Genomic DNA, 14,559 nt, shown 5'->3' on the forward strand with positions numbered 1-14,559 from the left:
GAGCCGGTCGTGCTCTAGCCTTAGAGGAAATCCCCTCAGAAGAAGGCTTTTTGATGCCCGATATTCGCAGCACAGCGACTGATCTCTTTCGTCGCAATCCCGTCATGTGGGCCTTTTCCGTGGCAATCGGACTTCTCCTGGCTGCGCTTCTCGCAACCACCGTCATTCAACTGCAATCGGTAGTCCTCTCCGTCTTCATCGCATTCTTCATCACCCTCGGACTCGACCCGCTGATTCGCCTCCTTCAGCGTCTTGGGCTCAAGCGAGGAATGGCGATCATCGCCGTGATCGTCGTCTTCATCCTCATCGTCGCCGGGCTCATCTGGATCGTCGTGCCGATTCTGGTCAACCAGATCACCTCCCTCGCGACGACCATTCCTCAAGAGATCACCAGGATCAACAACGAGGGCTGGTTCGACACGGTCAACAAGGCCACGAACGGTGCCGCCACCAACGCCCTCGACTGGGCGCAGAAGACCGCGACCGACCCGAACACCTGGGCGACCGTCGGCGGCGGCGCCCTGAAGGTGGGAACGACGATCGTCAACGGCGTCAGCACCGGGCTGTTCGTCTTCATCCTGACCCTGAACTTCATCGCGACCCTCGGCAGCATCAAGCAGGCGGGCTACTCGCTCATCAACGCCTCGGTTCGCCCCCGCTTCGAGGAGTACGCGGAGCGGATCATGGCATCGGTCGGCTCGTACCTCAACGGGATGGTGGTGCTCGCCTTCATCAACGCGGTGTTCAGCGGGCTCCTGCTCTGGATCGTCGGCGCGCCCTACCCGTTCATCATCGCGGTCATCTGCTTCTTCATCACGCTCATCCCGCTCATCGGAACCATCATCACCACGATCTTCATGACCGTGATCGCGTTGTTCGCCTCCCCCATCGCGGCGCTCATCGTCCTCGTCGCGATGCTCGTCTACATGCAGGTCGAGGCGTACATCCTCACGCCACGCGTCATGTCGAAGGCCGTGCAGATCCCAGGCTCCCTCGTCCTGATCGCCGCCCTCGCTGGTGGAACGCTGCTCGGTCTCGTGGGCGCCCTCGTCGCGATCCCGCTCGCCGCCGGCATCGTGCTGCTCGTGCGCGAGGTCGTCATCCCCAAGAAGGCGCGGAGCTAGCCGAACAGCTCAGTCTCAGACGGCTTCGACGACCTCACCGCCACCGGAGCGCCGGGTGAGGAAGTTCATGACGAGCCCCCCGAGGACCGCGACGAGCGTCGCGAAGAGCACCGCTTCGAGTCGGTAGATCCCGAGCGCGAAGGTGGAGAGCTCTGAGGCGGCTGTGAGGAGGATGGCTGGCGTCAGGAAGAGCACGAACAGCGCGTACTCTCCGGCGTTGACGTAGGCGACGCACAGCACGAGGAAGAGGCCGGCCAGGATGAGCGGAATCGGCTCCGGCAGCATCGACGCGAGCATGGCGAGAAGGACCCCGGCGACCGATCCGAGCACCCTGAGGTAGCCGCGTCGCAAGCGCTGGTCCGCTCCCACGGCGAGGATCACGCTGAACGAGAGCAGCGTCCAGTCGCGGTAGGGGAACTCCAGTAGCTCCGAGGCGAAGACGATGAGGAAGGATCCGCCCGCGGTGACCGCGCCATAGGCGATCCGGTCGACGAGCGGCGTGCCCGGGTCGTGAGCATGCGCCCTCGCCTTCACGAGCGCGGCGAAGCCGACGACGACACCCGCACCGATCGCGGACCCCAGCATCGCCTGCCAGAGTTCGGCACCCGTCTGCGAGAGCGCGGCGAACGCCAGCAGGTTCACGGGGGACCGCGTGAGGAAGGCCGTCTCACCGACCGTCACGAAGGCCTGCACGAGGCAGACGAAGACGACTGCGGCGAGCGTGACCCAGAGCCCGAGGCCCCCGACCGCGAAGCCGAGGGCCGCGATGGCAAGCGACCAACCCACGGAGAAGAGCCGGGCCCGCCAACTCCCCGCGCGGATGATCGAGAGCAGGAAGAGGATCGTCAGGTAGCCGGACGCCGCCGTGTTCGGGCCGATGAGGAGCTGGCTGGCCCCGAGGATGAGCGCCGCGGCGGAGACCAGGGCGACCGCCACCAGCAGCTGTTTGACCGAGAGGGCCGCGCTGACCGCACCGCCACTGACATCAGGACCATGCCGCACGATGCTCTCCCTATCTCCGGCTCCTGGAACCGTGGCGTCTCCGGCCGAGCACCCCGGCCGGCTCCTGATACGACGACAGCGGGCGCCCCGAGGCGGGGCGCCCGCTGCCGCGCGCGGACTATCCCTTCTTGCCGACGAGATCCTGCACGAGCGTCTTCACCGCAAGGAAGTCGTCCTTCTTGTTCGCCACGAACTCCAGCGCCTTGACGCCGGTCGCGAGCGCTTGCGTCGCCTCCGCCCCGACGTCGGTGAACTTGTGGCTCACGTTGCCGGCGAGTCCGCCCTCGAGCGCCAGCTGGCCGACGAGGTCGAGCTTGAGCACCTTGGATCCCTCAGCGAAGCTCACCTCGTCGAAGTCCACCCAGACGATGTTGGGACGGGTCGTCGACTCGAACACGTAGCGCTTGTTCGTGAGGTCGAGCACCACCTGCCAGATCGTCTGCGATGCGTCCGGCTTGCCGGGCTCCGGGGTCCGGAACGGCTGCGCCGCGTTCCGGATCATGCTGAACATCGCGGCGATCGCATCCAGCTGCGTCTTGGGCTGCACCTGGTGCTCGACGTAGAAGGATGCGCGAGCGAAGCGGTCGCTCGCGAGCGTCGACCCCGGCAGCGGCTGGTCGCCGCCGAGCCCCTCGATCTTCTTCGCGAGCTCGAGCTGCTTGTCGTAGGTCGGGGAGTTCGTCATGACCTTGTAGTCACGGCTGTGATACACCGTCGGCTTGCCGCTCGTGTACTCGATGATGGCCGAGTCACCCGTGGCGTCGTTGATCGCGAGGTGCAGGGTCGGGACGAGGTGGCCCGTCGGGTCGAAGAGCTGCGAGATCTGCACCTGCGACTTCTTGGTCCAAGCGACGGCCTCCTCGACCGTCGCGAAGTTGTCGAGGTAGTACTGCAGCCAGACCGACTGGCTCAGCTGAGTCGTCTTGTCGTTCGGCTTTCCGTACTCCGACTCGGCGAGCCACAGGATGTGCCCTGCGAAGCCCTCCTCGTTCATCCCGTCGGTGGCGATGAGGTCGAAGGCCGTCGCCACGATGCTGCCGTACTTGGCCGTCCAGGTGAGGTTTCCCTCGACTCCGTCTGCCCGCTCGATGCCGCGTGGGTACTTCCAGAGGTTCGTGAGGAGATCCATGTGGAAATCCATGTTCCGGCCGACAATGACGGACCCGTTGGCGTCGGGCCACACAATTCGAGTGCACATGTTCGTTGACACGTCCTTTCGTAAGGGAACTGCTGTGCACGCCGCCGCGGATGCGACGGCGGCGGGTGCGCGTGCGGGGTCAGGCGATCGCGTCGTCGCTGCGGTCGTGGACTCGAGCGTTCTGCGTGGCGGGGATCAGGTTGAAGTCGGTCAGCAGCTGGCCGAGCTCGGTCTGATCGAAGCGATTCACGAGGTGTCGCTTCGCGAAGCTCGGCCCTGGGATGTCGAGCTGTTCGCCGTCGCGCAGGACGTTCGTCGAGTGCAGCAGGAACCTGAGGTCGTACGTCGAATTGAAGACCTCCGGAACACCGCGTTCGACGCCGAGGAGCTCGTAGGTCGCCTCCATGGCAGTGCGCACGGAGTACTCCGTCGTGAAGATGCAGTCTCGCGTCGTCTCGGCGAACTGGCCGATGAAGGCGAAGTTCACGCTGCCCTTCGGGACGACGGCCGGGCGGTCGCCGGCCTTCCTCGGCATGAAGAAGGAGGTGACGTACGGCATCATCACGGGCACCGTCTTGACGCCGGTGGCGGCGAGTTCGGGGATCTCGTCGACGGGGACCCCCAGGTGGAAGAGCCACTCCTGGGTGATCTCCTCCCCCGTGCAGTCCTGCATGCTCTTCTTGACGAAGGCCCCGGGAGTGTCGACGAGGAGGCCGTAGATCCAGACGACGATCTCGGTCGGCTTCTGCGCCTTGAAGTGGGGCTGGCGGTTGACGGTCCAGCTCATGAGCCACGGCGAGTCGCGTGCCGTGACGATGCCGCCGGTCACGACCTTGCCCGAGAACGGGTCGCGCTCCGCGATGCGCTCGATGTACTCGGGCACGCGAGCGTCGAGCGTCGTCGCCGTCGCCGATTCCCACTTCGACTTCTGGATGTCTCCGCAGAACACCTCGGGGCGGCCGAACGCCTCGTCGCGTGCGGCGATCTTGCGCCAGAGGTCCCAGGCCGGAGCCGGGCCCGTGTTGAGTCGGGCCGCCGTGGCGTGGTCGCCCTGGTCGGAGTTCTCCGTCAGCGATCCGATGGTGATGTAGGCCAGGTCGTTCTCGCTGAGGTCGACGCCGCCTTCCTCGCCGTCGCGGACCCAGTCGATTCGCGTCGCCTGCTTCTTGTCGCCCGCCAGGTCGAACTGCACGTCGGTGACCTTGGTGCCGTACTGGAAGGTCACGCCGCGCTCGAGCAGCCACTTCTGCATGGGCAGCACAAACGACTCGTACTGGTTGTACTTGGTGAACTTCAGGGCCGACATGTCGGGGAACCCACCGAGCTGGTGCACGAAGCGGTGGAGGTAGAGCTTCATCTCGAGGGCCGAGTGCCACTCTTCGAAGGCGAACATCGTGCGCCAGTAGAGCCAGAAGTTGCTGTCGAGGAATTCGGCGCTGAACACCTCGTCGATCCGCTTGTCCTCCATCTGCGCACGCGTAGCGAGGAAGACACCGACGATCTCCTTCTGCGCCTTCTCGGACAGGCCGAACTTGAAGTTCGTTCCGGCGTCCTGGCCCTGCTTCTCCGTGACCCGCCTCTTCGTCGAGTTCGGGTCGTCGATGTTGAGCCAGTAGAACTCGTCGAGCACGCTGGCGTCCTCGATCTCGAGCGATGGCACGGTGCGCAGGAGGTCCCAGAGGCACTCCATGTGGTCCTCGAGCTCGCGGCCACCGCGGATGACGAATCCCTTCTCGGGGTACTTGATGCCATCGAGTGCGCCGCCGGCGATGTTGAGCTCTTCCAGGATGGTGATGCGGTCGCCGCTCATCTGCCCGTCGCGGATGAGGAAGATCGCCGCAGCGAGGCTCCCGAGCCCTGCGCCGACGAGCCAGGCGCTCTTGTCGTCGACGCCCTGCGGCTTGCGCGGGCGTGCGAATGCTTCGTAGTTTCCACTGCTGTAATGCATAGTCGACTCATTTCCCGCCGGCTCGCGTAAATGGCCAGGATAAAATGCCATCATGATTTGTCCGACGTTATCAAAGTATATATTTGACCCTTTTGCACCGATAAGAGATGCTCGTTATTTCACCCGCCCACTAACCCTTCCTCTCACCCGCGGATGAGGAATTCGAGACCTCGTCGACGGGAGACTTCTCGGCCCGCGCCAGCTGAATCACTCCGGTGATAGCGACGGCACCTGCCGCAAGGAATGCGACGACCGCCCAGAGCGGGGCATTCGTCGCCTCGCGCAGGATGACGATGCCGAGGACAACCGCGATCGTAGGGTCGATGACCGTGAGCCCCGCGACGACGACCTCCGGTGGGTTGTCCAGATGTGCGCGCTGGACGAAGATCACGGACAGGGCCCCGGCGATCCCGATGCCGAGGATGCTGGCGATGGTGAGGATGTCCGTCGAGTTGAACGGCATCTCATGGGCCTTCAGGATGGCCTGCACCCGGAGGATGACCGTCTTCCCGAGCGTCGCGACGAACGCGGAGTAGACCCCGCCCAACAGCACCCACAGCAGCGGCGGCGTCGGACGGCCCTTCCCCAGCACTTCGACGATGCCGGTCGCGACGAGCACGCCGCCGAGCGTCACGAGCACGGCGACCAGCTGCGCGTCTTCGATCGGCTGCTGCGTGCTCACGATCGCGGCGACCACGACGAATCCGCCGACGCCGACGACGCACAGCAGGATCGACCGGATGATGGCTCTCGACGGCCGCGTCTTGCGGAAGATGCTCGTCAGGACGACGGAGAACACGAGAGCCGCCACGCCGATCGGCTGCACGACGATCAGCGGCGCGAACGCCAGGCTGCCGACCTGCACGAGCATCGCGACGACCAGCGCGACGCTCCCGAAGAGCCAGATCCGATTCCGCAGCACGTGGACGGCCGCATCCTTGCGGCTGCTCGACCTCGTCTCCGCGAGGTGGACGCCGCGCGACTGGAGCAGGTTGCCAACGGCCATGAAGGCCGCGGCGGCCAGGGCGAGCGCGATGCCGATGAGCATGGCCTAGGCGTTCCGTCCGACACTGGAGCCGTCGCGAGCCGGAGTCGCACCGGCCTTCGTCGCCCCTGGCAGGACGACGAGGGACGCGAGGAAGAAGCAGACCGCGCCGATGAACGTGCCCCACGTCGCCAGCGAGGCGTTGATCGTCGCCCCGCCAGGAAGGATGTAGGCACCGACCGCGGAGGCGCCGAAGGCCACACAGCCGACGAAGTTGATGACCACGGACCAGGACGCGCTCGAACGCACGCTCCACGTCTGGTTCGTGTGCGCGAACGCTATGAAGGCGACGCATCCGCTCACGAGGAACGCGACCGACCCGCCCGCGTCCGGGTTCCACACGAGCTTCTCCTGGCTGGCCAGCGACTTGGCGTGCAGCGCCGCTGTCGTGCTGACGTTGAAGAGCAGCGTCCCGAACGACTGGGTGGACGCCGTCAGCCACTCAGCTCTCACCATTCGGCCGGGGGCGTAGGAGACGGGAACCGCCACCGCGCCGCTGAGGAAGAGCTGGATGAGGCCGGCTGAGGTGAAGAACCATGCCCCGACGAAGAAGAACAGGTTCGAGAGCTGCGAGCCCATCTGCTCGCTGAGCACCGGCGCGGAGCCCAGCGCGAAGAGCGCGGAGCCCACCATGAAGAGCCAGCACTGCTTGACGACGGTCGGCACGAGGAGCTTCCCAGTGGCGCCGAGGGGTCCCGTGTGCTCGCGAGGGGAGGTGGCTGCGCTCGTCATGTCCGTGGGTTCCGTCTCCTGCTCGTGGGCGAGGGCCGGCGGGAGAGCAGCTCGGCTCCCCCGCGCGGCCGCTGATCTCAGTGGTGGAAGTGCACGCCGCGGCCGGCTTCGCGCGGCAGCGGCGTCTCGAGGGAGTCGAGGTACTCCACGTCACCGCGGATGTCCGCGAGGAGCGACGACGCGAGGTCGCGGCTGAGGCCGACCTTGACGACGATGCGCTGGAGGATGACGTCGCCCATGTTGTCGGCCATGGGGTACGCGGGCACGAGCCAGCCCTTCATGCGGAGCCGGTCGGCGAGGTCGTAGAGACTCCAGTTGCCGGTGTGGCCGTCTTTCAGCACCCAGGCGAAGACGGGGATCGTGTCCCCGCGGCTCACGAGCTCGAACGGCCCCATCTTCTCGATCTCCGAGGAGAGGTAGGTGGCGACGTCGATCGAGTTCTGCTGGACGAGCCGGTAGCCCTCGCGACCGAGGCGGAGGAACTGGTAGTACTGCAGCAGGACCTGAGCGCCCGGGCGGGAGAAGTTCAAGGCGAGGGTCGGCATGTCGCCGCCGAGGTAGCTGACGTGGAAGATCATGCTCTCGGGGAGCACCGCCGTGTTGCGCCACACCACCCAGCCGACGCCGGGGTACACGAGCCCGTACTTGTGGCCGGACGTGCTGATCGAGTTCACCCGGTCGATCCCGAAGTCCCAGCCGAGGTCCGGCTGGCAGAACGGTGCCACCATCGCGCCGGATGCGCCGTCGACGTGGATCTTCACGTCGTTGCCGGTCGCGGCCTGGATCTCGTCGAGTTTCGCGGCGATCGCCACGACGTCGTCGTAGAGACCGGTGAAGGTCTGTCCGAGGATCGCGACGACGCCGATGGTGTTCTCGTCCACGTACTTCTCGAGCTCGTGGCCGTCGAGCACCAGGTGGTCGGGCGACACGGGCACGTACCGCGCCTCGATGTCCCAGTAGTTGCAGAACTTCTCCCAGACGACCTGCACCGCGGCCGACATGATGAGGTTGGGCTTCTCGGTCGACTTCCCCTCCGCCTTCCGCTTCTCCTGCCAGAGCCTCTTGAGTGCCAGGCCGCCGAGCATGCAGGCCTCCGACGATCCGATCGTGGAGGTGCCGATGGTGTCAGCGACGTCCGGGACGTTCCAGAGGTCGGCGAGCATCCGCCAGCAGCGGTCTTCGATGGCCGCCGTTCCCGGGTACTCGTCCTTGTCGATCATGTTCTTGTCCGCGGCTTCGGCGTAGAGCTTCTTCGCCTCGTCGTCCATCCACGTCGACACGAACGTCGCGAGGTTGAGGCGCGAGTTGCCGTCGAGCATGGCCTCATCGTGCACGATCTGGTAGGCCGTCTCCGGGAGGCTCTGGTCTGCCGGCAGCTTGAACTTGTCGAAGACCGTCGCCTCGCCGGGTCGAACGAAGACGGGGTTCACGTCGAGATCCGGGTTGATGTTTCGGTGGTGGCCGTTGCTGGTGCTTTTCTCCATGGGAACTCTCTCTTCTCGTTCGGACGGGGACTTCGTGGAAGTACTGGGGGTTCGTGGTGATGCTGACACGGTCAGACCTCCACCGGCGGATACAGGCGGTCCATGTTGTACTGCCGGTTCCTTCTCGCGGCCCAGGTCGAGATGGCGATGAAGGCGACGGTCATGGAGAGGATGACGATGATCGCTGTGAGCAGGCGGTCGTCGATGCCGCCGAGGATCAGCTGCCGCAGTCCGTTGTTGGTGTAGGTCATCGGGTCGATGACGTTGATGTACTGGAACACGTTGGTGGTCGTCGGCACGGGATAGATGCCGCCGGCGGAGGTCAGCTGGATCATGAGGAAGGCGAGCGTGAACACGCGTCCGACTGCCGGGCCGAAGACCGCGTTGAACATCTGGATCATCGCCATGAACATCATCACCATCAGCAGGAGGAACCCGTACGTTCCCCAGGTGTGCTCGGGATGCAGCCCGATGCCGAAGTAGATGACCAGGTAGAGGATGGTCGCCTGCAGGAACCCGACGAACACGGTCGGCACGTACGAGGCGAGGATCACGCGGAAGGAACCGAGCCCCTGGGCGAGCGGACGCGCCTGCAGCGGGGTGAAGAGCATCCACGCGATGATGCCGCCGACGAAGAGCGCGAGGCCGAGGAAGAACGGCGCGAAGCCGTAGCCGAAGGTCTTGGCCTCGTTGTTGATCGTCTCCTTCAGCTCCACCGGCTGGGCGAGCGCCTGCACGAAGTTGGACTGCTGGTCCTCGTCCCAGTCGGGAAACAGGTTGAGCGCAGTATCGGCGGCATCGGCCAGCTCGATCGTGCCAGCCGCGAGCTGGTCGGTGCCAGACGACAGCTGTGCGGCGCCGGCGGAGAGCTCACCGAGGCCGGTGTCCAGCTGATCAGCTCCGGAGCGCAGCTGCTCCGCGTCTGAGGAGGCGGTCGCGAGGTCGCGCTGCACGGCGCCGTCCTCGATGGCCGTCATGATGACGTTGACGCGGCTGTCTGGATCATTGAATTCGCCGGCGAGCAGGTTCATGTCGGTGTGCAGGGTGTCGAAGACCGTGACGAACTCCTCCGTCAGCCTGGAGTCCTGGATGTGCGTGTGCACGCTCTCGAGGCGGGCCGCGATCGCCTGCTCGACCGGATCGTCGCTTGCTGCGAGCTCGGTCATTATGGTCGCGAGCTCGGTGTCGGCTCGCGCTTGCGCAGCAGCCGCCTCGTTGAGCGCCGTCGCGATGGTGTTCGTGCTCGTGACGACATCCGCCGAGAGGTCTCGCAGCTCAGCGCCGGTGATGCCGGAGGTGGCGATGGCGTTGTCGACTCGGGTCACGGCGCCCTGCACGGCCTCGTCGAGCGTGTCGATAGCACCGGCGAGTGTGGCCGACCCGTCCTTCGCCGTCACCAGGTTGTCCGCGATCTCCTTCGCACCGCTATTCGCCGTCTGCATGCCGGAGTTGAGTTCGTCGACGCTGCTGACGGCTTCCTTGAGCGTCGGGATCTCGGCTCTGACGGCAGCCAGCGCCTGGTCGAACATCTGCGCCGAGACCTGCTGGTTGACCATGACGATGACCTCTTCGGCCGCGTCCTGGCCGATGACCGTCGAGAGGTAGTTGTTGGAGTCGTTGTAGGTGAACTCGAGCTGCGCGGAGCGTGACTCGTTGGTGGTCACCGACGCCACGGCCTCGCTGAAGTCGGCGGGCACCGTGATCGTGAAGTAGTACTTGCCGTGGGCGAGGCCGTCGACGCCGTCCTGCTCGCTCGTCTCGGTGAGGTCCAGCTGCTTGGAGTCGATGAGGCCCTGCACGACCGAGTCGCCGGCGGTGAGCGGCTCACCCTCGACCGTGGCGCCCCGGTCGAGGTTGATGATCGCGACCGGGATCTTGTCGACGTTGCCGAACGGGTTCCAGAACGCCCACAGGTAGAGCGCGCCGTAGAGCAGCGGCATGAGGATGACAACCGCGAGCGCGAGCCGCGGCATGCGGCCACGGTAGTAGCGCTTGAAGTCGCTTCCTGGTGAGAACGCAGCGATCATCGCCCATCAGCCTCTCGCTCGAGCACGGCGAACTCCTTGTTCGTCAGGTTCTCCACGAGGAACTGGTCGCGGATTCCAGAATCTGGGCTGACGCCGTTGACGTCTGCGGTGATGACGGTCTGCTCCCTGCCGAGCTCGACGAGGCGCTCGAGCAGCTTGTGGGAGCTCTCGATGCTCGCGAGCTTGTCGATACCCCCGACGACGAGGATCGGCGGCTTGCGGGTGTTCGCGACGGCGATGCGCAGCAGCGCTCCGGTCAGCTCCGGAAGCTCCTCGACCATCGCGTCCATGGTCGGCAGGGTGTACTCGCCGAAGACCGGGGCGCAGATGCGCTCGAGGTCCGCCTGCTTCGACTGCCGCACCCAGCGGGCCCCTCTGGCTCCCCACCGGATCTGCTCGGTGATGATGTCGTGGACTCGGATGGTCTGGCCGATGCCATCGACCTCGTCGATGTTGGCGAGGGCAGCCTGCTTGAAGAGGTGGTGGGCGTCGTTGACCCGCCCGAACGACTCGAGCTGCCCCTTCGAGGGCTTCATGCGCCCGGCCAGGGTGAGCAGCAGCGCTGTCCGGCCCCGGCCGCCCGCGCCGACGAGCACGGTGACTCCACCGGACCGGATCGTGAGGTTCACCGGCCCGAAGATGTGGCCCCAGGACGCCTTCACCTCGATGCCGTCGGCGTTCAGGATGACGTCGCCGACCGCCGCCTCGCCTTCGGCGCGGGTCAAGGGAAGCGGTTGGTCACCGAACAGCTGCGTCACATCGCTCACGTCAGGCACTCCTGTTCGATGGTCCGGATACATGCAGCATCAGAGTTCGTCCTTCACGATCTGGCCGTTCTTGACGATGAGTGGGAAGTTCAGCTCCGGCTCGGCGATGAGCGAGAGGTCGGAGAGCGGGTCGCCGTCGACCAGGATGAGATCGGCCCAGGCTCCCTCGGCGATGACGCCGAGCTTCGCGTCCCGATACGAGTTCCGCTCGCCGGCCATCTCGAAGAGGCTCGCGTTCCCGGAGGTCAGCATCAGGAGCGCCTCGGTCGGGCTGTAGAACTCGCCGAGTCGAGCTGCCATGACGCTCTGCCTCGCGGCCGCTCCGGGCTCGAGCAGGAGGTCGGTGCCCCAGGCGGTCTGCACTCCATGCTGCTTGGCCCAGGCGTAGACCTGCGCTGTGCCTCGGCAGATCTCGGCGTTCTTCTGCGCGCGATCGCGGTCGGGATAGTGGTGGTCGTCCTCCGCGAAGGGCTGCACTGAGAGCCAGGCACCCGCGTCCCGGATGAGCTTGACGGTGGCCTCGTCCATGAGGTGGCCGTGCTCGATCGAGCGCACACCGCAGTCGAGCGCCCTGGCGACTCCCGCGGAGGTGTAGACGTGCGCGGCGACGTAGGTTCCGTAGTCGGCAGCAGCCTGGACCGCTGCGCGGATCTCCTCCGGCGTGTACTGCAGCGTGCTGAGCGGGTCGTAGAGCGATGCCGCACCGCCCCCGAGCGTGAGCTTGATCTGGCTCGCGCCGGTCTTCAGCTGCTCCCTCACCGCGGTCAGCACCTGGGGGACTCCGTCCGCAACCTTCGTGAAGTGGATGTCCTCGGTGCGTGCGGGCCTGCCACCGAACTCGCTCGGCTCCTCGTAGACGAACGAGAAGTCGGCGTGGCCTGAGGTCTGGGAGATCATGGCCTGGCTGGGGAAGATGCGCGGCCCTTCGAGCACGCCGCGGTCGATGAGCGTCTTGATCGGGCTGGTGTCGCCACCCATGTCGCGCACGCTCGTGAAACCGCGGAGCAGCATCTTCTTGGCTTCCGCGATCGTGTTGCCGTACAGCTCGCCCGTCGCCGCCTGCAGGAAGTCGTTCATGCTGTTGGCGTTGCCCATGAGGTGGACATGGGCGTCGGTGAGCCCGGGCATGAGGAATCTGCCGTGGGCGTCGATCTCACGCGCGCCGTCCGGGGAGTTGCTCGCCAGAGGAGATTCCGAGATCGCGAGCACTCGCGCCCCCTCGATAAGCACGTCCACATGATCGCGAACACGTTCACTTATCCCATCGAAAAGCCTGGCATTTCGAATGATGATTCGTGGAGGGTTATCCGCATCCTGGGGCATGAAAGCCACAGTAACCCGAGAGAAAAAATGTACCGCGACTGCCAGAGAATTTCACCCGGTTCGTAACCTGGGGTGTAACCCGACGCTTCACCCCGGGTTTCACCCCGCGCTCCAAAGGCGTTCGCGACACCGCTCGTCACGACACGCTCGAGGGTCGCGTGACGCGTTCATTTCAGGATAGGTTTCTTCGGACAAGATACCCACCGACCCGTATCGACAGTCGCCGCTGACGCCGACTCTGCGGGAATTACAGCCATCACACCCGTCCCTTCTCCCCACTCCGAGAGGGGCGAAGAGACCCTTGAGAAGACGGACGGTCGATCGATGAACATGTTTTTACCATGAGATAAACACTTTCTCGCCGAACCATCGAAAATGCCCCGCACTTCCCCCAGAGAATGGCGATTCATGACCGCAGCCACTGCCGCAGACTCCAAGCAGAAGCTCGACGCCGCAGTGGAGACGGGAAATCCGCGCAAGATCGCACAGGCCGCGATGGCGCACATCTGGCCACTGTTCGACAAGCACTACCTGGATCTCATCCACGCTATAGAGAAGATCCCGCTGTCACTTCTCGAAAATTACCCGGTTCTTTGGATTCTTCACCGGGTGAATCCGGTTCTCGCCCATAAACGAACCCCGTTTAAACCGCACCTCAATCCGGAAACCGTCAAGAGCATGACCACCGACGAGGTCGACATGCTCACGCTCGCGCAGATGATCGCCTTCCGGTACAGCGGCGATGTGACCGCCGCACTCGCCTACGCTGCTCGCCTCGCCGACCGCATCAGATCGCGGGGAACAGGATTCCGCGAGCGGGCCGACGGGCCGCTGTGGTTCTACCACCAGCAGATCGGCTCGACGATGCTCGCCGCCGGAGAGACGGGGCCCGCGCTGACCGAGCTCGCCGCCTCAGCGGAGATCGGCCAGATCGCGGGCCGCCCGGACGCCAGGCGGCTCGCCCTCTCACGGGTCGCGCTCGCCCACGCGAAACGGGGATCGCTCGAGGAAGCGGAGCGCGTCCTCGCTGAACTGCCGCTCCTGCCCGAGCCGTGCGCGCCGTACATCGAGCCCACGCGCTTCGCGGAGAACACGGCAGCTGCCCTCATCGGCGTCGAGCGGATGATCGACGACATCGACCCCCTGCTCGCGAAGCTCGACTCGTTCGGCAGCCTGCAGGTGACCTGGCCGTACGGGCTCCTCGCCCGAACGCGTTCCCTGCTCGCCCGCAAGCGACCGGACGAGGCACTCGAGTGCGTGCACCTCGCGCGCGACGCACACACGGAGCAGCACGGCTCGCTCGCCATCGACGTCATGAACGCCGCGACCATCGACGCGCTTTGGGCACTCGGCTCGAAGACGCAGGCGAGAGCAGCCGCCTACCGGACCGAGCAGAAGGGGTTCCTCGAGACGAGCGCCGCCATCCGCCTCGCCATCGCCGACGACAAGCTCGACTTCGCCGAGACGCACCTGCGGCGCCTGTCCGAGCAGCGAACGCTCGCACCGGCCCAGCACACGGAGCGCATCATCCTCTCCGCCTGGCTTTCCATCGCCAGGGCCGACTCGATCGATCCGGCGACCGCCCAGCGCGTCGCGCACATCGTGCAGCGGGGCAACTCCCGGCGCATCCTGAGCCAGATCCCGCGAGAGGTGCTCTCGAGCGTGAGGTGCGAGCTCGACGCCTCCATGCACCCGATGTTCGACGTCTCCGTCACCGGCATCACGCACGTCATGGTGCAGACGCGGCCCACCCTGACCAACGGCGAGCTCCGCGTGCTCACCGCGCTCAGGAGAGAGCTGACCACCGCCGAGATCGCGGCGCAGCTGCACGTGTCCCCGAACACCATCAAGTCCCAGCTCAGATCCGTCTACCGGAAGCTCGCCTGCTCGAACCGCGCGGAGGCGATCCAGACGGCGCTCACCCTGCAGCTCATCTCCGTCGACGACGACAACCGCTGAGTTCAGCAGC

At 65.6% G+C, this 14,559-nt stretch carries 11 protein-coding genes; 2 read left to right on the plus strand and 9 right to left on the minus strand.

Translation table 11 applies throughout. The features are described from left to right. Window positions 1-119: 119 nt before the first annotated feature. A complete protein-coding gene (locus GV007_RS12690; protein ID WP_160073061.1) occupies window positions 120-1,124 on the plus strand; it encodes an AI-2E family transporter in 1,005 nt (334 codons plus the stop codon). A gap of 15 nt (window positions 1,125-1,139) precedes the next feature. Here GV007_RS12690 and GV007_RS12695 read toward each other — a convergent pair whose 3' ends face one another. The 9 genes from GV007_RS12695 to GV007_RS12735 form a co-directional block, all read right to left on the minus strand. Next, window positions 1,140-2,126 (minus strand): FUSC family protein, encoded by a 987-nt coding sequence (locus GV007_RS12695; protein WP_160073063.1) that lies wholly within the window; start codon window positions 2,124-2,126, stop codon window positions 1,140-1,142. 118 nt (window positions 2,127-2,244) lie between these two features. Next, on the minus strand, window positions 2,245-3,324 hold the full coding sequence (locus GV007_RS12700; protein ID WP_160073066.1) for a linear amide C-N hydrolase: 1,080 nt from the start codon (window positions 3,322-3,324) through the stop codon (window positions 2,245-2,247). 79 nt (window positions 3,325-3,403) lie between these two features. Beyond that, complete coding sequence (locus tag GV007_RS12705; RefSeq protein WP_160073068.1) at window positions 3,404-5,212, minus strand: oleate hydratase; 1,809 nt, start codon at window positions 5,210-5,212, stop codon at window positions 3,404-3,406. Window positions 5,213-5,342: 130 nt separating this feature from the next. Beyond that, window positions 5,343-6,260 carry a DMT family transporter gene (locus GV007_RS12710; protein ID WP_160073070.1) on the minus strand — a complete coding sequence of 306 codons (918 nt, stop codon included), beginning with the start codon at window positions 6,258-6,260 and terminating at the stop codon, window positions 5,343-5,345. Between the two features lie 3 nt (window positions 6,261-6,263). Further along, window positions 6,264-6,989: a hypothetical protein gene (locus tag GV007_RS12715; protein WP_160073072.1), complete on the minus strand. Its 726-nt coding sequence runs from the start codon at window positions 6,987-6,989 to the stop codon at window positions 6,264-6,266. A gap of 77 nt (window positions 6,990-7,066) precedes the next feature. Beyond that, a complete protein-coding gene (locus tag GV007_RS12720; protein ID WP_160073074.1) occupies window positions 7,067-8,473 on the minus strand; it encodes a glutamate decarboxylase in 1,407 nt (468 codons plus the stop codon). 71 nt (window positions 8,474-8,544) lie between these two features. Beyond that, the gene (locus tag GV007_RS12725) at window positions 8,545-10,500 is read right to left on the minus strand and encodes a YhgE/Pip domain-containing protein (RefSeq protein WP_160073076.1); all 1,956 of its coding nucleotides are present in this window, start codon (window positions 10,498-10,500) and stop codon (window positions 8,545-8,547) included. Continuing rightward, window positions 10,497-11,267, minus strand: coding sequence for an ATP-binding cassette domain-containing protein (locus GV007_RS12730; protein ID WP_201297686.1), 771 nt, complete (start codon window positions 11,265-11,267; stop codon window positions 10,497-10,499). Before GV007_RS12730 ends, GV007_RS12725 begins: the two co-directional genes overlap by 4 nt. A 39-nt stretch (window positions 11,268-11,306) precedes the next feature. Beyond that, window positions 11,307-12,497, minus strand: a complete 1,191-nt coding sequence (locus GV007_RS12735; RefSeq protein ID WP_201297688.1) for a metal-dependent hydrolase family protein — start codon at window positions 12,495-12,497, stop codon at window positions 11,307-11,309. 501 nt (window positions 12,498-12,998) lie between these two features. On the opposite strand from GV007_RS12735, the gene GV007_RS12740 reads away from it, so the two are divergent. Beyond that, on the plus strand, window positions 12,999-14,549 hold the full coding sequence (locus GV007_RS12740) for a response regulator transcription factor (protein ID WP_160073080.1): 1,551 nt from the start codon (window positions 12,999-13,001) through the stop codon (window positions 14,547-14,549). Window positions 14,550-14,559 lie beyond the last annotated feature (10 nt).

This window comes from Pseudoclavibacter sp. 8L (assembly GCF_902506465.1).
Lineage (GTDB): Bacteria > Actinomycetota > Actinomycetes > Actinomycetales > Microbacteriaceae > Pseudoclavibacter.

Bases quoted from the DNA above. Each gene is read 5' to 3' on its own strand.
- GV007_RS12700 (WP_160073066.1), bottom strand. From the start codon at position 3,324: ATGTGCACTCGAATTGTGTGGCCCGACGCCAACGGGTCCGTCATTGTC.
- GV007_RS12705 (WP_160073068.1), bottom strand. From the start codon at position 5,212: ATGCATTACAGCAGTGGAAACTACGAAGCATTCGCACGCCCGCGCAAG.
- GV007_RS12710 (WP_160073070.1), bottom strand. From the start codon at position 6,260: ATGCTCATCGGCATCGCGCTCGCCCTGGCCGCCGCGGCCTTCATGGCC.
- GV007_RS12715 (WP_160073072.1), bottom strand. From the start codon at position 6,989: ATGACGAGCGCAGCCACCTCCCCTCGCGAGCACACGGGACCCCTCGGC.
- GV007_RS12720 (WP_160073074.1), bottom strand. From the start codon at position 8,473: ATGGAGAAAAGCACCAGCAACGGCCACCACCGAAACATCAACCCGGAT.
- GV007_RS12725 (WP_160073076.1), bottom strand. From the start codon at position 10,500: ATGATCGCTGCGTTCTCACCAGGAAGCGACTTCAAGCGCTACTACCGT.
- GV007_RS12740 (WP_160073080.1), top strand. From the start codon at position 12,999: ATGACCGCAGCCACTGCCGCAGACTCCAAGCAGAAGCTCGACGCCGCA.